Origin of the sequence: Krasilnikovia sp. MM14-A1259 (assembly GCF_047159535.1) — a bacterium.
Classification (GTDB): domain Bacteria; phylum Actinomycetota; class Actinomycetes; order Mycobacteriales; family Micromonosporaceae; genus Actinoplanes.
In genome coordinates, this window is the sequence record NZ_BAAGAJ010000002.1 from 3,860,462 (window position 1) to 3,878,093 (window position 17,632).

Genomic DNA, 17,632 nt, shown 5'->3' on the forward strand with positions numbered 1-17,632 from the left:
GCCGGCAACGACGCCGAGGAGGTGCGGCTGATGCGGGCCAGGAAACCACGGGCAGCGTGCGCGGATTACCTGAGCGACGCGCTGACCCTGCTGGGCGGCTGGACCCAGGACGGCGTGCAGCTCAAGCGTGTCCTCGTGTGCGACGACAGCCAGCATGCTGCACTGACGGAGCGGATCAAGGTCGCTGCCGACACCCTACGCATCCGCCCGCACATCCGTCGCCTGGACGGTCACACGCAGATCTGCCTCGCCGCGCAGAACGGCGCCGCAATCACAGCCGGTGAGGTAACGCTCGCGGCCCGTATCGAGGATGCCTACCGTACGGTGGTCGGCCGTCCGTAGTGCCGCGACGGTGGCCGGGCCGCACTACGCTCAGCCCCATGGCAGAGGTCGTCTTCGACAACAAGGGTCAGCTGGAGCAGATCGAGAGCGGGCTGCTGGAGGGCGAGCAGGTCATCGCGGTCTACGACGCGGTCGGCGCGGGCACCGGGTTCCTCGGACTGACCAACCGGCGCGTCATCATCCAGGACAAGTCGTTCGTGGGTAAGCGCGTGGCGATCACGAGCATCCCGTACTCGAAGGTCAGCAGCGTCAGCGTGGTCAGCAACAAGAGCTGGGCCGGCCAGTTCTTCTCGACCGGCACCATCGCGATCACGGTCGGCACGCACGTGTACGAGGTCGAGTTCCGCGGCACGGAGAAGACCCAGCACGTGCACAACGTGATCCTGCACTACGCCGCGGGGTAGTCGAGCACCCTCGTCGGCAGCGCGGTTTCGGTGACCGAGCCGTCCGCGGCGCGCTTCAGCTCGTACCCACGGGCGCCGTCGCGGTCGGCCACCACCTCGGCCATCCGCCTGCCGCGGTAGACGAGCCCGGCGCCGTCGTCGGTCGCGAACCCGTCCGGCAGGGTGCCGTCGGCGATCAGCTTGTGCATCATCGGCCGGCGCTGCTCCTCGGCGTCGTAGTGCACCCCGTTGCTGTACGGCAGCCAGCCCAGCCCCTCGGTGAACGGGCGCAGCGTCAACCCGTAGCTGTCCGTGCTGCCGCCGATGTGCCAGCAGATCGAGCCGGCCGACACCCCGCCCAGCACCACACCGGACTGCCACGCCTCGTGCAGGATCTCGGGCAGGCCGTGCACCCGCCAGACCGCCACGAGGTTCGCCACGCTGCCGCCGCCGACCCAGATGATGTCCTGGCTGAGCAGATGGGCGCGGACGTCGTCCACGTTCGGCATCGGGAACAGCGTCAGGTGCGACATCCGGAACCGGGTCTTGGCGAACGCCGCGTACGCCGCGCCGATGCGCGCCTCCTGATCCCCGGCCGCCTGGCCGAGCAGGCAGATCCGCGGCTGCGCGCCCGCGTGGGCCAGCTCCGCGGCGAGCTCGAAGATCGGGCCCGGCTGCATGTCCAGCGCACCGAAGCGGCCCGGCAGGAAACCGGTGCTGGTGGCGAGGATCGTGGGTTCGTCGGCGCTCATCGCGTCATCATGGCGCACGCGTCGGCGGTGGCCAGCACGAGGTCCTGCGCCGCATCCACCGCGGCGGACAGCCGGAGCGGGTCCCCATCGACCACCGCGAACAGCCCGTCCACCTCCTCGCGGAACCGCGGCGGCGCCCCCGGCAGACCAGCCGCCGACGACACCGCGCCCTTCTCGTTGATCAGCCACCGCCGGGCCGCCCCGTGCAGGGCGTGCGTGCACACGCCGACGAGCCGGAACAGGCAGCCCGCGACGTACGCGGCGTCCCCGCGCGGCACCGCCTTGCGCGCCACCCCGACGAGGAAGTCCGCCTCCCACAAACCCGCCACGAGCGCATCACCGAGCGCGGGCGGATACTGCCGGGTGCGAGCCTGCAGCGCGGCCAGCTCACCGCCCGGATCGGCCAGGACGACACCCAGGGCCAGTTCACCCGCGTACGCGAAATCCGCGACGCCCAGCGGATGTCCGGCCTGGACGTGGAACGTGTACCGGCCGCGCTCGGCGTCGTCCCAGGTACGTTCGACCCGGCCGAGGTCCCGGTAGATCCAGTCGAGCGCGGCACCGTCCACGGTGAGCCATGCGCCGCCGTCGACCCACGGGCCCCACTCCCCCGGGGCGGTGACCCGGGCCCCGGGCCCTGCCAGCTCGCGGGCGAGCACGCCGAGCCCGGCGACGTCCAACGGCGGCCGGTAGTACAGCCCCAGGTCCGTGTCCGAGTCCGCGGAGTGGGTGCCGCGCGCACGGCTGCCGCCGAGCACGACGCCGACGACACCGTCCACTCGTACGAGGCGTGCCGCCACCTCCGCCAGCCGCGCGTCGCTCACCCCCGCCACCCGGGCATCCTCTCGCGCCGCCCGGGCGTACGCACCACCAATCCCACGGGTGGGCGACGGTTCGTCACATGCAGGAGTTCGGGCTCGGATTCGGTGGTACGGGGTCCGCCGAGACGGTCGGGACGGGAGCCGGATTCCCTGTCGTCGGCTGGTCGGTGGCGCCATTGCCCGGCACCGGGATCGTGGGGACTCCCCCGGCCGGGACCTGAACGCCACCACTCGGGACCGGCAGCACGATCCCGCTCGGCAGCGGCACGACCACGCCGGGCGCCGGGGAGGGCGTCGGTGCGGGCGCCGGGGGCGGAGGTGTGGTGCCCACGGGGACGCCGTGGTTCTGGCCGGGGCCGTTGTCGTCCGGGTGGTCGCCTTGACCGTTGTCGTCGCCCGAGCACGGTGTCTGGCGCGGAGCCGGAATGCAGATGACCGACTCGACGCGGCGGCACTGCTTGTGCCCGCCGTGCCCACGGCTGCCGACCGCGATGATCCGATCCCGAGGCTGGCGGGTGACCGCGGCCTCCAGCAGCCGCCGGTGGGTCTCCCGCCCGGCGACGAACGTGACCAGGAATCGCAGACTGCGGAGCCCGGCCATCCCGGCGCGACGCTCGCGCACGTGTCCCCGCGGCAACGAGCGGTCCCGCACGAACCTCGTCCGGAACGGGATGATCCGGCGCTCGGTGACCGTACGCATCCTGACCGTCTGCGTGAAGACCGCCTGACCGCCGCCGCCCTGCGGGTGCGGCGCGGTGTTGCGGGGCGGGCCGGTGGTCACCGTGCGATTGGGCACCCGGGCGATCGGCGCGCCGGCGGCGTTTTCCCCGGTCTGCTCCCCACCGAGTGCCGCGGTGGCCCCGACGCCGCCACCGACCGGCGTGACCGCCCGGGTGCCGGGGGCGGCTGCCGCACCCGGCGGCACCGCGCTGCCGGGCGCCGCGGCGGAGCCGGACGGTGCAGGCCGGCCGGCACCCGAGGCCGCCGGGGACACGGGCTCGGCGCGCGCGGATGAGGGTTCGTCGTCGGATGCTGCGGCGATGCCGTAGATGCTGCCCCCGATGGCGGCGAGTAGGGCACACGTGCCCGCGGTCATGCGGACGCCGAACGGGAGCCGTGCCCACCACGACTTTGGTGGCATTTCGAAGTAATGCTGCCAGTAATCACTAGATGTCTGGTTAAGCACAGAAACATTGTGCTTGTTCAAAAGGTGAACGACACCATCAATGGCTACACCCGAAAGACTGATGCCGGGGTCACGGACGGACATCTGACACCGCCAACGGTCGCTTCCGTTCGAGCCGACACACCGCGTGTGCGGTGGTGACGTTTTGTCCGGAAAAGAGAATAATACGGCGGATTCACGGCCGCTCACGGGCCCGCCGCGACATGCTTGACGCATTCCGTTATGGGTATATGATTGGCCGCATGGCACGAGCAGCAACCACGACGGACGCCTTCAATGCGGTCGCCGAGCCACGCCGGCGGGAGATACTGGACCTGCTCGCCACGGGCGAGCGCCCCGTCAACGACCTGGTCGCGCAGCTCGGTCTCGCCCAGCCGCAGGTCTCCAAGCACCTGCGCGTGCTGCGCGAGGTCGACCTCGTCCGCGTTCGCGACGAGGGCAGGCAGCGGGTCTACCGGCTCAACGCCGCCCCGCTCAAGCCCCTCCACGACTGGCTGCGCCGGTACGAACGGGCGTGGTCCGAGCGGTTCGACCTGATGGACGCCGTCCTGGAGGACCTCAAGGAATCCGACGACCCACGATCCGACCACCACAGCGACACGGACTACCTCACGGAAGCGGAGCACCCAGATGGCACAGACGACTAGCGGCACCGCGCAGGTGGCGCTCCCGGCCGACAACCAGATCCTCATCACTCGCGAGTTCCAGGCGCCGCGACACCTCGTCTGGCGGGCGTACACCACTCCGGAGCTCGTCAAGCGCTGGTGGGGCGGGAAGCGCGGCACGGTGGACAGTGCCGAGATCGACCTGCGGGTCGGCGGCCGGTGGCGGTTCGTGATGACCGCGAACGGCGGCTTCGAGGTTGCGTTCCACGGCGAGTACCGGGAGATTGACGAGCCCGCGCGCCTGGTCAGCACGGAGACGTACGAGGGCATTCCCCACCCCGAGGAGCACTCCAGCCTCAACACGCTGACGTTCACCGAGACCGACGGCCGTACGTGGATGGAGATGCTCTGCGAGTACCCCAGCCGCACCGACCGCGACGCCGTCATCGATTCCGGCATGGAGGGCGGCATGCAGGAATCGATGGACGCCCTCGAACAGCTCGCGGCGTCGCTCGCCTGACCCTCGTTCACCCGGAACGGACCGCCAACGGGCGGTCCGTTCCTCGACCCGGTGTCCGCACGAGCCGTTTCCGGTGCTTCGGCGCGGATCGTCGCGCCTGGGCCGGCCCCGCCCCTTCAGGACCGCGCGCCCGGCCCCCGGCGACGGAAACGAGCCACGAGACCACCCGCGAGCGCCCTGAGCAATCGGCCCGGCCCGACCGCGGACAGGTCCATGGGATGTTCGAGGCCCTCAGGCAGATCCACAGGCAGCTCCGTGACGCGTGCCGGCGGAGGTGGGGCAAGGTCCAACCGGGCCCGGACCGCCTCGAACAGCCCGGTCACCGCACTCACGGCGCGCGGCAGCAACTGCTCGGGTTCCGTACTCGCAAACGGTGCGGACACCGCAACGGCCGTCGCCTCGATCCGGGTACGGCCGACCGCGACGGTGACGCCGACAGGCCCGAAATCGTCGGTCTCGTGTTCCAGCAGCGACAGTTGGCATTCGGGTATCCCGGCGGCCGACCACCACGCTTCCCATGCCGGATCCGCGCCGATCACCTGCCCGACGTGGCGAACGAGCGGCACGTAGGCCGCCGGCCAGCCGTCGCGTCGGAACACCGTTGCGTGCACCCGGAGCCAGGACCGCGGTTCCGGCACCCTTTCGGGGAGCGACGGTTCGGGCTCGCCCCACGCGGCGGCGTTGCTGCCCGACTCGTAACTGACCGGTGACTCGTGCTCCCAGAGCATCCCGGTCCGGCGCTCGAACGCCTGCTGGGCGACGCCCAGCAGAAGCTCGGCTTCGCGATGCGCGAACCGTCGCAGCCGTGCCGGTTCGGCAAGAACCTCGGCATAGGCGTCGCGACCCGCGGCGACCGCCGCGCACCGCACGTACAGAAACCAATCGCCGTTCGCCTTGGCGGCGGCCGCGTGGGCCGGGGTGTCCAGCGCGGACAGCGCCGCCGCGAGCCGGTCCTCGAAGGCGCAGATGTCGTCCGGTCCGCGCGTCGCCAGCCGATCGGTCAACCGTTCGAAGTCTTCATCGCTCGGGCGAGGTCCCACCACCGTCAGGAGAGCCCAGAACTCGTCCAGGTCCATGAAGAGAGCGTCCCAGAACGGAAGCGCCGGAGTCAGCCGTTACCCGCTTGACCACTCCACTCGTCGGCGCCCGTGCTGAACTGCACATACCGCGTCGGCGGCCCGAGATACTCGCTGTCGGTCTGGCCTCAGGCCCGCATCAAACTTCGGCCGCCATGCGGGCGACCGTACGGATCGTGTCCGCGTTGCGCGCCGTCGCGACGACCCCGAGCCGGCGTTCGATGACGTGATTGCCGAGCTTCGCCTGGTGAAACGCCGTGGCATACCGCATCCACGCGTTACGCCCGTGAAGGACGATCTCGTCGCCGGACCAGTCGGCGGCCGCCATCGCGCGGGCGTCACCCGCATCGTGCTTGTCGTCCCACATCGACAGGTGCACCCGGCGCGGATCGTCGTCCGGCCAGGGGCACGCGTCGAGCACGTCAGCGAGCTCGGTGGCCGTACGCACGATGACCGGGATGTCGAGCCCGGTGTCGTCGCCGATCAACTTCCGGATCAGTTCCGCGAGCCGCGGGGTCGGCGAGGCGACCACGAGATTGCCGGACTGAAGGTGGTGTCGCACCGGTGCGCCGGTGGCCTCCGTGAGGCGTTCGGCGAGCGGACGCTGCGGCACCTTGTTACGGGCACCGAGATTGACCCCACGAAGGAACGCCACTGCCGCCTGGGTCATGTCACCACCCTAGATCCGCGGCCCAGCCCAGGTGCCCAACCCGGGACCGGGCGTCCGCGATGATCGGGGCGGCCCCCTTCGTCAGCGAAACGACCCGCCGCGCGTGACGGGATCCCATATCTTCTTGATCAGGCCGACCCAACTGTCCCGCACGGAGGTTTCGTGGGCACCGAGCGCACCCCCTTCCCCGAGCTCGATCTCCTCCAGAAGTTCGAGGACCGGATGGGAGGCAAGTACTTCGCCGAGGGCTTCGAACTGACCGAGTACGCCGACACGGCAGATCTGGCAGCCGGGTTCTCGGCGGACCCGGAGTTCCTCCGCCGGCTCATCGCCTTCGCACAAGCCGGCCAGGACGGATCGAGCTATGCGTTGTGGCTCGTCGACGACGGTGCAGACCCTGCCACCGTGCCGGTCGTGGTCTTCGGAGGCGAGGGCGGCTGTCACGTCATCGCGCGCAACTTCCGGGAGCTGCTGCAGCTCCTCGGCCACGACAGCGAGCCCATGGTCGACTGGGACGAGGTCTTCTTCGTACGCGACGAGGAGGACTACGAACCCAGCGACGGCCACGACGACTACGTGAGTTGGCTGCGCGAACAGTTCGGACTCGCCCCGGCGGATGACCCGGCGGCGATCGTCGCCGCGGCGCAGGCGGAGTTCGGTGAGCGGTTCTCGACCTGGATCAGCCCGTTCCAGCCTGCGTGAGCACGTCAGGCGGCAAACACGAGATCGTGGAGTGATCGCACCCGTCGCACGTCGGCGTCACGGTGGTGGTCTCCTCGATCCAGAAGAACTTCCAAGCCCGCAGCTTGGGCTCCAAGGACGTCCTCGCGAAGCGAGTTCCCGACCATCAGGGTTCTGGGCCATTCAGCGACCATACCGTGGTGTTACCAGGTGAGGCGCTTGGACCGGAATCAGACGTTGAAGCGGAATTCGACCACGTCGCCGTCGCGCATGACGTAGTCCTTGCCTTCCATCCGGACCTTCCCCGCGGACTTGGCCGCCGCCATCGATCCCGCCGTCATCAGGTCGTCGAAGCTGACGATCTCGGCCTTGATGAACCCGCGCTGGAAGTCGCTGTGGATGACGCCCGCGGCCTCCGGCGCGGTGGCACCGACCGGGATCACCCAGGCCCGCGCCTCCTTCGGCCCCGCCGTCAGGTACGTCTGCAGGCCCAGCGTCCCGAACCCCACGCGGATGAGCTGGTGCAGCCCCGGCTCGGTCTGGCCGGTGGACTGCAGCAGCTCCAGCGCCTCGTCCTCCGGCAGGTCGATCAGCTCCGACTCGATCTTCGCGTCCATGAAGACCGCTTCTGCCGGGGCGACGAGTGCGCGCAGCTCGTCGAGGAACGCGGCGTTGCCCAGCTCCGCCTCGTCGACGTTGAAGACATACAGGAACGGCTTGGTGGTGAGCAGGTGCAGCTCGGCGAGCAGTTCGACGTCGATGCCGGCGGCCGCGGCGCCGTGGTAGAGGGTCACGCCGTCGTTGAGCAGCTTGATCGCCGCCTCGGCGGCCGTGACCATCGGTGCGCGGTCCTTCTTGAGCTTGGCTTCCTTCTGCAGCCGCGGCAGCGCCTTCTCCAGGGTCTGCAGGTCGGCCAGCATCAGCTCGGTGTTGATCGTCTCGATGTCGTCGCCGGGTGACACCTTGCCGTCGACGTGCAGCACGTTCGGGTCGGAGAAGGCCCGCACCACCTGGCAGATCGCGGACGCGTCGCGGATGTTGGCAAGGAACGCGTTACCTCGCCCCTGGCCTTTGGACGCGCCGCGGACCAGGCCCGCGATGTCGACGAAGCTCACCGGCGCCGGCAGGATCTTCTCGCTGCCGAACAGGCCGGCGAGCTGCTGGAGCCGGTCGTCGGGCAGTCCCACCACGCCGACGTTCGGCTCGATCGTGGCGAACGGGTAGTTCGCGGCGAGCACGTCGTTCTTGGTCAGGGCGTTGAACAGGGTGCTCTTGCCGACGTTGGGCAGGCCGACGATACCGATGGTGAGGCTCACGACGCGCCAGTCTACTGACCCGTCGACCGCCGGATGCGGCGAGTTGCACCCACCGCCATCCGAATGTCAACACAGGTTGACGCCATCCACAGGCACGAAATTCGGCACCGACCCGGCCGGCGGCGCACGGCATCATCGGCGGCATGACGAACGCACCGCATGCCGCTTCCCTCCCGCCAGGCGCGCGCTGCCCGTCCCGGCCTGGCAGGGCTGAGCGGCCGTGATGGCGATGTCCGAAAGCCGCCAGCCCCGCGGGCGGGACGCGGGCAGACTCGACCGCATGGAGCTGGACTTCGAGCGGTGTTACCGGGCCGTCGACAGCCGCGATCAGCGGTTCGACGGCTGGTTCTACACCGCCGTCAAGACAACCGGGATCTACTGCCGCCCGTCCTGCCCCGCTCTCACCCCGAAACGGGCCAACGTCGCGTTCTACCCCAGCGCTGCGGCCGCACAGCGCAACGGCTTCCGCGCCTGCCGGCGGTGCCGCCCCGACGCCGCACCCGGCTCACCGGAGTGGGACGTGCGCGCCGATGTGGTGGGCCGCGCGATGCGGCTGATCTCGGATGGCGTCGTCGACCGCGAGGGGGTGCCCGGGCTGGCCGGCCGCCTCGGATACACCGAGCGTCACCTGCACCGGATGCTCACCGCGGAACTGGGCGCCGGGCCCCTTGCACTGGCCCGCGCGCAGCGCGCGCAGACCGCCCGCATCCTCATCGAGACGACCGAGCTGGGCCTCGCCGACATCGCGTTCGCCGCGGGCTTCGGCAGCGTGCGCCAGTTCAACGACACGATCCTCGAGGTGTACGCGCAGCCCCCCAGCGAGCTGCGCTCCCGGCGCCCGGCCGCGTACACCGGGGCCGGCACGATCACGGTGCGGCTGGCGTACCGGCCGCCGTTGCACGCGGCAGCCCTGCTCGGCTTCCTCGCGGCGCGCGCGCTGCCCGGGGTGGAGGAGTGCGACGGCACGACGTACCGGCGGGGGTTGAGCCTGCCGCACGGGGCGGCCACCGCCACCCTGATCCCGGCCGATCGATGGGTCTCGGCCACCCTCAGCCTTGCCGACGTCCGCGACCTCGCGCCCGCGGTGTCCCGCTGTCGCCGCCTGCTGGATCTGGACGCCGACCCGGCGGCGGTGGACGCCACGCTCGCCGCCGACCCAGCGCTGCACGCTGCGGTCGAGGCGGAGCCGGGCATCCGGGTCCCCCGCGCGGTGGACGGCTTCGAGCTCGCCGTCCGCGCGATCGTGGGCCAGCAGGTCAGCGTCCGCTCCGCCCGCACCACCCTGGCCCACCTGCTCTCCCACGCCCCGGCCCCAACCGCCGCCACAGCGCAGCCCGACACGCCTTCTACGCCGACCAGCAGCGCCCCGCTGCCGGGCGCCAAGGCGCAGCCCGCCGGGCCACAGCCCGACGACGCGGCGCGGCCGACCGAGACGCAGCGCGGATTGGCCGCCTTTCCCGACGCCGCGGTGGTTGCCGGGCTGCCCGACTCCGCGTTCCGGATGCCGGTCGCGCGACGCGAGAGCATCCGGGCGCTCGCCCGAGCCGTCGCCGACGGCGAGCTGGACCTCGACCCCGGCGCCGATCGGGACCAGGCCGCGGCCCGGCTCGCCGCATTGCCCGGTGTCGGATCCTGGACCGCGGGCTACGTGACGATGCGGGCGATCGGCGACCCGGACGTCCTGCTCCCCACCGACCTGGCGGCCCGGCGCGGCGCCCGCGCGCTCGGCCTTCCCGACTCCCCCACCGCCCTGGCCGCGCACGCCGAACGCTGGCGGCCGTGGCGCTCGTACGCCCTGATGCGACTCTGGAGGTCCGCATGATGCGACACAGCACGATGGACACCCCCGCCGGAGCATTCACCGCCGTGGTCAGCGGCGACGGCGCGGTCCGCGCCGCCGGATTCACCACGGATGTGACGGCGCTGCTGAGCCTCGTACACCCGGATCTGGCCGGGGAATCCCGGCCGGCCGCCGAACTCGGCGCGGTAAGCACGGCGGTCCGGTCCTATCTCGACGGTGATCTGGCCGCGCTGGACGAGGTGCCGGTCGAGCAGCGCACCGGCGGCGAATTCATGGCCCACGCGTGGCGGGTCATGCGTGACATCAAACCCGGCACGCCGGTGACGTACACCGAGTTCGCCCGCCTGGCCGGGCGCCCCGCGGCAGTGCGTGCCGCGGCCGCCGCGTGCGCGCGCAACCCGGTCGCGCTGTTCGTGCCGTGCCACCGGGTGCTGCGCACCGACGGCACGCTCGGCGGCTATCGCTGGGGCCTCGATGTGAAGACCTGGTTGCTCGATCACGAACGGCATTAATGAAGGCACATCAGGCGCGCGCGGCCGTAGCATCGGCCCATGACTGATACGGGCAGGACCGCGCGCGCCGGTCTTCCCGAGCGGCCGTCGCTGGACGGTCTCGAGGAGAAGTGGGCGCGCCGCTGGCAGGAGGAGGGCACGTACGCGTTCGACCGCTCGAAGGAGCGCTCGGATGTATACGCGATCGACACCCCTCCGCCGACCGTATCGGGCGAGCTGCACATGGGGCACGTCTTCTCCTACACCCACACCGACACGGTCGCGCGGTTCCAGCGGATGCGCGGCAAGACCGTCTTCTACCCGATGGGCTGGGATGACAACGGGCTGCCGACGGAACGCCGGGTGCAGAACGTGTTCGGCGTGCGCTGCGACCCGGCGCTGCCGTACCAGCCCGGGTGGCAGCCGCCGGTCGCCGCACCGAAACGGCCCTTGCCGATCTCGCGGCGCAACTTCGTGGAGCTGTGCGAGCGGCTGACCGCCGAGGACGAGAAGGCGTTCGAGGCGCTGTGGAGGCGGCTCGGGCTGTCCGTGGACTGGTCGCTGACGTACACGACGATCGGGGACACCGCGCGGGCGGTGTCGCAGCGGGCGTTCCTGGAGAATCTGGCGCGCGGGGAGGCGTACACGGCGGAGGCGCCGACGCTGTGGGACGTCGGTTTCCAGACCGCGGTCGCCCAGGCCGAGTTGGAGGACCGGGAGCGTCCCGGCGCCTTCCACCGGCTGCGCTTCCACGGGCCGGACGGGCCGGTCGAGGTCGACACGACCCGGCCGGAGCTGCTGGCGGCGTGCGTCGCGCTGGTCTGCCACCCGGCCGACGAGCGGTACGCCGCGCTGGTCGGCCGTACCGTTCGCACGCCGTTCTTCGACGTCGAGGTGGCGGTGCACGCGCACCCGCTGGCCGCTCCCGACAAGGGGACGGGCATCGCGATGGTCTGCACGTTCGGCGACCTGACCGACGTCATCTGGTGGCGTGACCTGCAGCTCGACACGCGCGTCGTGATCGGCCGGGACGGGCGGTTCGTGCCGGACCGGCCGCACGGGGTCCCGGCGGCCGCGTACGACGGGTTCGCGGGTCTGACAGTGCCCGCGGCCCGCCGGGAGATCGTCCGGTTGCTGCAGGAAACCGGGGACCTCCTCGGCGAGCCGCGGCCGGTCACCCATCCCGTCAAGTTCTACGAGAACGGCGACGCGCCGCTCGAGATCGTCACGAGCCGCCAGTGGTTCATCCGCAACGGCGGGCGGGACCCGCAGTTGCGCGAGCAGTTGCTGGCCCGGGGCCGCACGCTGCGCTGGATCCCGCCGCACATGTTGCACCGGTACGAGCACTGGGTGAACGGGCTGACCGGCGACTGGCTGATCAGCCGGCAGCGGTTCTTCGGCGTGCCGGTCCCGGCCTGGTACCGGCTCGACGACGCTGGCGAGCCGGACTACGAGCAGCTTCTCATACCGGACGTTTCGGCGTTGCCGGTTGACCCATCATCGGACTGCCCGCCCGGGTTCGAGCCGGCCCAGCGCGACCTCCCGGGCGGCTTCACCGCCGACCCGGACGTCATGGACACGTGGGCCACGTCCTCGCTGACCCCGCAGATCGTCACCGGCTGGGGCACCGACGAGGACCTGCACCGGCGGACGTACCCGATGGACCTGCGCCCGCAGGGCCAGGAGATCATCCGCACCTGGCTGTTCTCGTCGGTCGTGCGTGCGCACCTGGCCAGTGGCACCCTGCCGTGGCACACGGCGGTGCTGTCCGGCTGGATCCTCGACCCCGACCGCAAGAAGATGTCGAAGTCCAAGGGCAACGTCGTCACGCCGATGGGCCTGCTGGAGCAGAGCGGCGCCGACGCGGTCCGGTACTGGGCGGCGAACGGCCGGCCGGGCACGGATCTCGCGTTCGACGCCGCCCAGATCAAGGTGGGCCGGCGGCTGGCCACCAAGCTGCTCAACGCGTCGAAGTTCGCGCTCGGCCTGGGCGCCGCGGACGCGCTGCGCAGGCCGGTCACCACGGAACTGGACCGGGCCGTACTGGCCCGGCTCGCGGCGGTGATCGGCGAGGTCACCGCGGCGTTCGACGCGTACCAGCACACGGACGCACTGCAGGCGGCCGAGAGCTTCTTCTGGACGTTCTGCGACGACTACATCGAACTGGTCAAGGACCGCGCGTACGGCACGGGCGCTGCCGCGGACTCGGCCCGGGCTGCCCTGGCCGCCGGGTTGTCCGTGCAGTTGCGGCTGTTCGCGCCGTTCCTGCCGTACGTGACCGAGGAGGTGTGGTCGTGGTGGCGCTACGGGTCGGTGCACCGCGCGACCTGGCCGACCACGTACGAGCTGACCCGGGTCGCGCCCGACGGCGACGCGGGCCTGCTGGATCTGGCCGGGGAGGCCCTGCGTCAGGTCCGGCGCGCCAAGAGCGACCGGAAGCTGTCGATGAAGGCGGAGGTGCCGCTGGCGGAGGCGCTGGGGCCGGCGGGGATGCTGGAGCAGCTCGCGCTGATCGAGGGCGACCTGCGTGCCGCCGGGAAGATCACCAAGCTGGACCGGCTGGCCGACCGTACTCCGGAGCTGGTCATCGCCTGCGCGTTCTGAACACACCGCGGCCGCGGGACCTGGATGCCGCTCGCCATCCAGGTCCCGCGGCCGGGGCCGCCACGGCAGTATGGAAGGCATGTCGACCGTGCCCAAGCAGGTCGAGGCGCCCGCCGCGGACGCGGTGCTGTTCCGGTCGTCGCCGCTGCGGACGTTCCTCGCCCTGTTCGTCGTCCTGACACTCACGTACGTCGGGGCCGCGATCGTCGTCGACGCGATCAGCGCCGGCCCGCGCGACCCGTGGTGGTCGACCCTGACCCAGGGCGCGGTGATCGCGGTGCTGGTGGCGGGCGGCTACACGGCCTGCGCCCGGGCGGCCCTGACAACATGGGTACGGGTCTCTGCGGGCGGGCTGGAACTGGCCGCCCAGGGCAGTGATCCCGTGCTGCTGGCCTGGGACGACATTGCCGCCATCGCGGTACACCGCACCGGGCTGCGGACCGTGATCGACGTGACCCCGGTGGACCTGGACCGGGTGCATCCGGTCGCGGGCGAGGGACCGGGCTGGCCCACCATGCGCGACACCCCGGCGGGCGCCGCGTTCACCGCCGACCTGACCCAGGTGTGGCCCGGACCGCGGGCGCTGCGCCGCGAGCTCGACAAGCGCCTGGCCGTCCACGCCTGACCGGCGACCGGGGCCGGCGATGCTGCCGGGGTGGCCCCGACCGGTGATACGAGGTCAGAAGTCGCCGCCGAAATCGCCACCACCGAAATCTCCGCCCCAGTCGCCGCCGCCGAAATCACCGGCGTCGCTGAGGTCGTTGCCGCCGAGGTCGCCCGCGGCGAACCCGTCCGCGAAGCCCTCCTGGTAGCCCATGTCACCGAAACCGGGCTCGAACAGGGCATCGAAGATCAGCATTCCGCCGAGCACCCCGGCACCCGCCCCGAGCGCGGTCTTCCACAGCGGGGTCGAATACCACCCGGCCGGCACCGGGCGGCCCTGCACCTGCCCGCCCGGGTAGTAGTACGGCATGTCCGGCGCCGGCTGCGGCCCGGCCTTGTAGTGCTGACCCTCCACGGTCACTTCACGCTCGCTGGTCAGCCGCCCCGCACCCGCCGCCGCGGCGAGCGGCGGCAATTCGGGTCCGGCGTCGAGGCCCATGGCGAGGCGCGCGGCCCGCACGTACGCCAGGCCCTCCAGCGCGCTCTCCCGGGCCAGCTCGAACTGCCGCACGGACTTGGCCTGCTGGAGCTGGCCACCCGCGGCGTTGTACCGCTCCCCCGCGTCGGCCAGCGCCTGGCGTGCGGCAGGGTCGTCGCCGTGCAGGTTCATGACCTGGCCGCCGAGCCGCTCGTACCACCGCTGGGCATCGGCCCGGGCGTCGTCGAGGCGCTGCTGCTCGCGGGCCACGGAGCCGTGCCGCCACGCAACTATCAGGGCGACCAGCAGCAGAGCCACGATCACCAGCAGAAACACCTTCATGCGTCCACGCTACCCTCGCGTGTCGCGTCGTACCCCTCTGGCAAGCTCGCAGGCGTGAGCTTCTCGACCGTGGCCGTGGTGGTCGTCTGCCTGGGGGTGGGGGCCGCGCTGGGGTGGCTGGCCGCCCGCGTGCGCGCCGCCGCCGACATCGCCCGGCTGGAGGCCACCGTGCAGGCGAGTCGTGCCGGTGAGCAGCGACTGGAGCAGTCCATGCGGGCGCTGTCCTACGAGGCCACCGCGCAGTCGCAGGAGGCGGTCGCCCGCGCCGTCGCGCCGCTGCACGACGCATTGCAGCGCTACGAGCAGCGCATCGGCGAGCTGGAGCGCGACCGGGTCGATGCGTATGCGCAGCTCCGTGAGCAGGTCCGGGCGATGGGTGCGGTCTCCGGCGAGCTGCGCACCGAGACGAAACAGCTCGTCGCCGCGCTGCGGGCGCCTCAGGTGCGCGGCCGGTGGGGCGAGCATCAGCTGCGCCGCATCGTGGAGGCGGCCGGGTTGCTCGAGCACTGCGACTTCGCCGAGCAGGTCACGGCCGCCACCGACCAGCAGGGCGTCCGTCCCGACATGGTTGTGCGGTTGCACGGCGGGCGCAGCGTGGTGGTGGATGCCAAGGCGCCGTTCGACGCGTATCTGTCCGCAATGGAGGCTCGCGAGGAGCGCACCCGCGACGACCATCTCGACCGGCATGCCCGCCACCTGCGCGGGCACGTGGATGCGCTGGCGGCGAAGGCGTACTGGACGGCGTTCGCGCAGACCCCCGAGTTCGTGGTGCTGTTCGTGCCCGCGGACCCGTTCCTCGACGCCGCACTGCAACGCGACCCGGGGCTGCTGGAGCACGCGTTCACCCGGAACGTCGTGCTGGCCACCCCGGCGACGCTGGTGGCGCTGCTGCGCACGGTGGCGTACTCGTGGCGCCAGGAGGCGCTGGCCCGCAACGCGGCCGCGGTGCACGAGCTGGCCCGCGAGCTGTACGGCCGGCTCGCCACCCTGGGCGAGCACGTGGGCCGGCTGGGCGGGGCGCTCGGCGGGGCAGTGACCGCGTACAACCGGGCCGTGGGGTCGCTGGAGGCCCGGGTGCTGGTCAGCGCGCGCAAGCTGGCCGAGCTGGGGGTGAGCGACACCGAGCTTGCCGCCCCGGCGCAGGTCGAGGTGGCGCCGCGCCAGCCTCAGGCGCCGGAGCTGGTCGACGGTCCGGTCACCTAGCTTGCGGCAGAGCCGGTCGGTGGCCCCGCCTAGCGGGTGGCGGCCGCCTTCATGTCGCGGCGCAACTCCTGCGGCAGCGAGAAGGTGAGCCGTTCCTCCGCGGTGGTGAATTCGGTGACCTCGCCGAAGCCGCGCTCGGCGAGGAAGGCCAGCACGTCCATGACCAGTTCCTCGGGGACGCTGGCGCCGGAGGAGACACCGACCGTGGTGGCGCCGACCAGCCACTCGTCGCGGATCTCGGACGCGAAGTCGACCAGGTGCCCGGCGCGCGCCCCGGCGTCCAGCGCCACCTCGACGAGCCGGACGGAGTTCGACGAGTTCTTCGAGCCGACCACGATCACCACGTCGCAGGACGGGGCGATCTCCTTGACCACGTGCTGGCGGTTCTGGGTGGCGTAGCAGATGTCGTCGCTGGGCGGGGACTGCAGCAGCGGCAGCCGCGTCTTGAGCCGGGCCACGGTCTCCATCGTCTCGTCCACCGACAGCGTGGTCTGCGACAGCCAGACCACTTTCTCCGGGTCACGGACAGTGACCTTGTCGACCCCGTCCGGGCCGTCCACGAGCTGGATGTGCGCGGGCGCCTCACCGGCGGTGCCGATGACCTCCTCGTGGCCTTCGTGACCGATGAGCAGGATGTCGTAGTCCTGCGCCGCGTACCGCTTCGCCTCGTGGTGCACCTTGGTGACCAGAGGGCAGGTCGCGTCGATCGCCTTGAGGTTGCGGGCCCGGGCCTGCTCGTGCACCTCGGGGGCGACACCGTGCGCGGAGAAGACCACGATCGAGCCCTCGGGGACCTCCTCGTTCTCCTCCACGAAGATCGCGCCGCGGGCCTCCAGCGTGCTGACCACGTGCTTGTTGTGCACGATCTGCTTGCGGACGTAGACCGGGGCGCCGTACAGCTTCAGCGCCTCCTCGACGGTCTGCACCGCGCGGTCGACGCCCGCGCAGTACCCCCTCGGCCTGGCCAGGAGCACGCGCTTACGGGTTTCGGTCACCCGGCCATGGTACGTGCCCCTAACCCCTGCCACCCCAGGTGCGACCCCCACCACACCCGACCCGCACCCGCCTGCCAACGGAGCCGCCCTGCCGCACGCCCCGAGGCCCCGGTCGGGCTCGATGCGCACCCGCCCACGCCGCATCACGAAGATCGTCGGGGCATACTCGTGCGATGCAACAGCGCCTGTGGGTCCGGATCGCCGCACTCGTATCGGTAGTGATCGGGGCGTGCACCCTGGTCGGCGGCCTGACCTGGCTGCTGCTCAACCTGCACGGCCCGGATCCGGTGCTCGACGTCGCGGTCGGCGCGGTGCTCGCGGCGGGCGGTCTGGTGCTGCTGATGCCGCACCGTACCCGGCTGCCGGTCGTGCCCACCACCATCGCCGCCGTGGCCACGGGTCTGGCCGGGACCGCGGCCGGGCTCGCGGTGTCGGCGTCGCAGCAGTGCTGCGAATTTGCGTACGTCACGACCCGCGGGTGGCCGTTCCATTTGCTGAGGCGCGGCGCGCTCGCGGACGACCCCGCGACCGCCGAGCGGGTGGCCAACGCGCAGGACTGGCAGCTCGACGTCCTGTCGCTGGCCGCGGACCTGCTCGTCTGGTCGTACGTCGGCCTGCTGGCGGCGGGGGCCGTCGTGGCGGTGCGGCGCATGAACGCCGCGCGCCGGGAGTCCGGCGTGGGCCGCGCCACCGCGGAGGATGTCGGACCCCTTCCGTAGGCTGGCCGGGTGACCCAGCCGGAGCAGCCCCGCCATGCCACGGA

Annotated in this window: 20 protein-coding genes; 11 read left to right on the forward strand and 9 right to left on the reverse strand. The window is 71.6% G+C overall.

What is annotated here, in order from left to right; all coding sequences use genetic code 11:
- Nucleotides 1-30 precede the first annotated feature (30 nt).
- Together ACMCNK_RS17275 and ACMCNK_RS17280 are read left to right on the forward strand one after the other, a co-directional pair.
- Complete coding sequence (locus tag ACMCNK_RS17275) at nt 31-342, forward strand: pterin dehydratase (protein ID WP_412740891.1); 312 nt, start codon at nt 31-33, stop codon at nt 340-342.
- A 38-nt stretch (nt 343-380) separates the two neighbouring features.
- Nucleotides 381-746 carry a PH domain-containing protein gene (locus ACMCNK_RS17280; RefSeq protein ID WP_412737435.1) on the forward strand — a complete coding sequence of 122 codons (366 nt, stop codon included), beginning with the start codon at nt 381-383 and terminating at the stop codon, nt 744-746.
- On the opposite strand, the gene ACMCNK_RS17285 is transcribed toward ACMCNK_RS17280, so the two are convergent.
- The 3 genes from ACMCNK_RS17285 to ACMCNK_RS17295 all read right to left on the reverse strand — a co-directional run bounded on the left by ACMCNK_RS17285 (nt 731) and on the right by ACMCNK_RS17295 (nt 3,394).
- Nucleotides 731-1,477, reverse strand: a complete 747-nt coding sequence (locus ACMCNK_RS17285; RefSeq protein ID WP_412737436.1) for a Type 1 glutamine amidotransferase-like domain-containing protein — start codon at nt 1,475-1,477, stop codon at nt 731-733. The two genes, ACMCNK_RS17280 and ACMCNK_RS17285, sit on opposite strands and share 16 nt — an antisense overlap.
- On the reverse strand, nt 1,474-2,301 hold the full coding sequence (locus ACMCNK_RS17290) for a nucleotidyltransferase domain-containing protein (RefSeq protein WP_412737437.1): 828 nt from the start codon (nt 2,299-2,301) through the stop codon (nt 1,474-1,476). The genes ACMCNK_RS17285 and ACMCNK_RS17290 overlap by 4 nt, the downstream gene beginning before the upstream one ends.
- Nucleotides 2,302-2,374: 73 nt before the next feature.
- Nucleotides 2,375-3,394 carry a G5 domain-containing protein gene (locus ACMCNK_RS17295; protein WP_412737438.1) on the reverse strand — a complete coding sequence of 340 codons (1,020 nt, stop codon included), beginning with the start codon at nt 3,392-3,394 and terminating at the stop codon, nt 2,375-2,377.
- Between the two features lie 332 nt (nt 3,395-3,726).
- Between ACMCNK_RS17295 and ACMCNK_RS17300 the strand changes: the two genes are divergently transcribed.
- Both ACMCNK_RS17300 and ACMCNK_RS17305 read left to right on the forward strand, forming a co-directional pair.
- A complete protein-coding gene (locus tag ACMCNK_RS17300; RefSeq protein WP_412737439.1) occupies nt 3,727-4,131 on the forward strand; it encodes an ArsR/SmtB family transcription factor in 405 nt (134 codons plus the stop codon).
- Nucleotides 4,115-4,609: an SRPBCC family protein gene (locus ACMCNK_RS17305; RefSeq protein ID WP_412737440.1), complete on the forward strand. Its 495-nt coding sequence runs from the start codon at nt 4,115-4,117 to the stop codon at nt 4,607-4,609. Before ACMCNK_RS17300 ends, ACMCNK_RS17305 begins: the two co-directional genes overlap by 17 nt.
- A gap of 116 nt (nt 4,610-4,725) precedes the next feature.
- Here the strand turns inward: ACMCNK_RS17305 and ACMCNK_RS17310 are convergent, their stop codons facing one another.
- Together ACMCNK_RS17310 and ACMCNK_RS17315 are read right to left on the reverse strand one after the other, a co-directional pair.
- The gene (locus ACMCNK_RS17310) at nt 4,726-5,685 is read right to left on the reverse strand and encodes a DUF4240 domain-containing protein (protein ID WP_412737441.1); all 960 of its coding nucleotides are present in this window, start codon (nt 5,683-5,685) and stop codon (nt 4,726-4,728) included.
- Between the two features lie 139 nt (nt 5,686-5,824).
- Nucleotides 5,825-6,355 (reverse strand): DUF1697 domain-containing protein, encoded by a 531-nt coding sequence (locus ACMCNK_RS17315; protein WP_412737442.1) that lies wholly within the window; start codon nt 6,353-6,355, stop codon nt 5,825-5,827.
- Nucleotides 6,356-6,517: 162 nt separating this feature from the next.
- Here ACMCNK_RS17315 and ACMCNK_RS17320 point away from each other — a divergent pair, with 162 nt between their 5' ends.
- A complete protein-coding gene (locus tag ACMCNK_RS17320; protein WP_412737443.1) occupies nt 6,518-7,057 on the forward strand; it encodes a hypothetical protein in 540 nt (179 codons plus the stop codon).
- 5 nt (nt 7,058-7,062) lie between these two features.
- Here the strand turns inward: ACMCNK_RS17320 and ACMCNK_RS17325 are convergent, their stop codons facing one another.
- Both ACMCNK_RS17325 and ychF read right to left on the reverse strand, forming a co-directional pair.
- Nucleotides 7,063-7,230, reverse strand: a complete 168-nt coding sequence (locus ACMCNK_RS17325) for an HAD hydrolase-like protein (protein WP_412737444.1) — start codon at nt 7,228-7,230, stop codon at nt 7,063-7,065.
- 36 nt (nt 7,231-7,266) lie between these two features.
- Nucleotides 7,267-8,352 (reverse strand): redox-regulated ATPase YchF, encoded by a 1,086-nt coding sequence (gene ychF, locus ACMCNK_RS17330; protein WP_412737445.1) that lies wholly within the window; start codon nt 8,350-8,352, stop codon nt 7,267-7,269.
- Nucleotides 8,353-8,632: 280 nt separating this feature from the next.
- On the opposite strand from ychF, the gene ACMCNK_RS17335 reads away from it, so the two are divergent.
- From ACMCNK_RS17335 to ACMCNK_RS17350, 4 genes are all read left to right on the forward strand, one after another.
- Entirely contained in the window at nt 8,633-10,174 is a 1,542-nt protein-coding gene (locus ACMCNK_RS17335; protein ID WP_412737446.1) for a DNA-3-methyladenine glycosylase 2 family protein, read from the forward strand.
- Nucleotides 10,171-10,665: a methylated-DNA--[protein]-cysteine S-methyltransferase gene (locus ACMCNK_RS17340; RefSeq protein WP_412737447.1), complete on the forward strand. Its 495-nt coding sequence runs from the start codon at nt 10,171-10,173 to the stop codon at nt 10,663-10,665. Before ACMCNK_RS17335 ends, ACMCNK_RS17340 begins: the two co-directional genes overlap by 4 nt.
- A 39-nt stretch (nt 10,666-10,704) precedes the next feature.
- Entirely contained in the window at nt 10,705-13,248 is a 2,544-nt protein-coding gene (gene valS, locus ACMCNK_RS17345; protein WP_412737448.1) for a valine--tRNA ligase, read from the forward strand.
- A 79-nt stretch (nt 13,249-13,327) separates the two neighbouring features.
- A complete protein-coding gene (locus ACMCNK_RS17350) occupies nt 13,328-13,873 on the forward strand; it encodes a hypothetical protein (protein WP_412737449.1) in 546 nt (181 codons plus the stop codon).
- Between the two features lie 54 nt (nt 13,874-13,927).
- Here the strand turns inward: ACMCNK_RS17350 and ACMCNK_RS17355 are convergent, their stop codons facing one another.
- Nucleotides 13,928-14,671 (reverse strand): hypothetical protein, encoded by a 744-nt coding sequence (locus ACMCNK_RS17355; RefSeq protein ID WP_412737450.1) that lies wholly within the window; start codon nt 14,669-14,671, stop codon nt 13,928-13,930.
- Nucleotides 14,672-14,725: 54 nt separating this feature from the next.
- On the opposite strand from ACMCNK_RS17355, the gene ACMCNK_RS17360 reads away from it, so the two are divergent.
- Nucleotides 14,726-15,874 carry a DNA recombination protein RmuC gene (locus ACMCNK_RS17360; protein WP_412737451.1) on the forward strand — a complete coding sequence of 383 codons (1,149 nt, stop codon included), beginning with the start codon at nt 14,726-14,728 and terminating at the stop codon, nt 15,872-15,874.
- A gap of 29 nt (nt 15,875-15,903) precedes the next feature.
- On the opposite strand, the gene ACMCNK_RS17365 is transcribed toward ACMCNK_RS17360, so the two are convergent.
- The gene (locus ACMCNK_RS17365; protein WP_412737452.1) at nt 15,904-16,920 is read right to left on the reverse strand and encodes a 4-hydroxy-3-methylbut-2-enyl diphosphate reductase; all 1,017 of its coding nucleotides are present in this window, start codon (nt 16,918-16,920) and stop codon (nt 15,904-15,906) included.
- Nucleotides 16,921-17,042: 122 nt separating this feature from the next.
- On the opposite strand from ACMCNK_RS17365, the gene ACMCNK_RS17370 reads away from it, so the two are divergent.
- The gene (locus tag ACMCNK_RS17370) at nt 17,043-17,588 is read left to right on the forward strand and encodes a hypothetical protein (protein ID WP_412737453.1); all 546 of its coding nucleotides are present in this window, start codon (nt 17,043-17,045) and stop codon (nt 17,586-17,588) included.
- Nucleotides 17,589-17,632 lie beyond the last annotated feature (44 nt).

Coding starts and splice junctions, on each gene's coding strand:
- ACMCNK_RS17275 (WP_412740891.1), top strand. CDS start 31: ATGCGGGCCAGGAAACCACGGGCAGCGTGCGCGGATTACCTGAGCGAC.
- ACMCNK_RS17280 (WP_412737435.1), top strand. CDS start 381: ATGGCAGAGGTCGTCTTCGACAACAAGGGTCAGCTGGAGCAGATCGAG.
- ACMCNK_RS17285 (WP_412737436.1), bottom strand. CDS start 1,477: ATGAGCGCCGACGAACCCACGATCCTCGCCACCAGCACCGGTTTCCTG.
- ACMCNK_RS17295 (WP_412737438.1), bottom strand. CDS start 3,394: ATGACCGCGGGCACGTGTGCCCTACTCGCCGCCATCGGGGGCAGCATC.
- ACMCNK_RS17300 (WP_412737439.1), top strand. CDS start 3,727: ATGGCACGAGCAGCAACCACGACGGACGCCTTCAATGCGGTCGCCGAG.
- ACMCNK_RS17305 (WP_412737440.1), top strand. CDS start 4,115: ATGGCACAGACGACTAGCGGCACCGCGCAGGTGGCGCTCCCGGCCGAC.
- ACMCNK_RS17310 (WP_412737441.1), bottom strand. CDS start 5,685: ATGGACCTGGACGAGTTCTGGGCTCTCCTGACGGTGGTGGGACCTCGC.
- ACMCNK_RS17315 (WP_412737442.1), bottom strand. CDS start 6,355: ATGACCCAGGCGGCAGTGGCGTTCCTTCGTGGGGTCAATCTCGGTGCC.
- ACMCNK_RS17325 (WP_412737444.1), bottom strand. CDS start 7,230: ATGGTCGCTGAATGGCCCAGAACCCTGATGGTCGGGAACTCGCTTCGC.
- ACMCNK_RS17335 (WP_412737446.1), top strand. CDS start 8,633: ATGGAGCTGGACTTCGAGCGGTGTTACCGGGCCGTCGACAGCCGCGAT.
- ACMCNK_RS17340 (WP_412737447.1), top strand. CDS start 10,171: ATGATGCGACACAGCACGATGGACACCCCCGCCGGAGCATTCACCGCC.
- valS (WP_412737448.1), top strand. CDS start 10,705: ATGACTGATACGGGCAGGACCGCGCGCGCCGGTCTTCCCGAGCGGCCG.
- ACMCNK_RS17350 (WP_412737449.1), top strand. CDS start 13,328: ATGTCGACCGTGCCCAAGCAGGTCGAGGCGCCCGCCGCGGACGCGGTG.
- ACMCNK_RS17355 (WP_412737450.1), bottom strand. CDS start 14,671: ATGAAGGTGTTTCTGCTGGTGATCGTGGCTCTGCTGCTGGTCGCCCTG.
- ACMCNK_RS17370 (WP_412737453.1), top strand. CDS start 17,043: ATGCAACAGCGCCTGTGGGTCCGGATCGCCGCACTCGTATCGGTAGTG.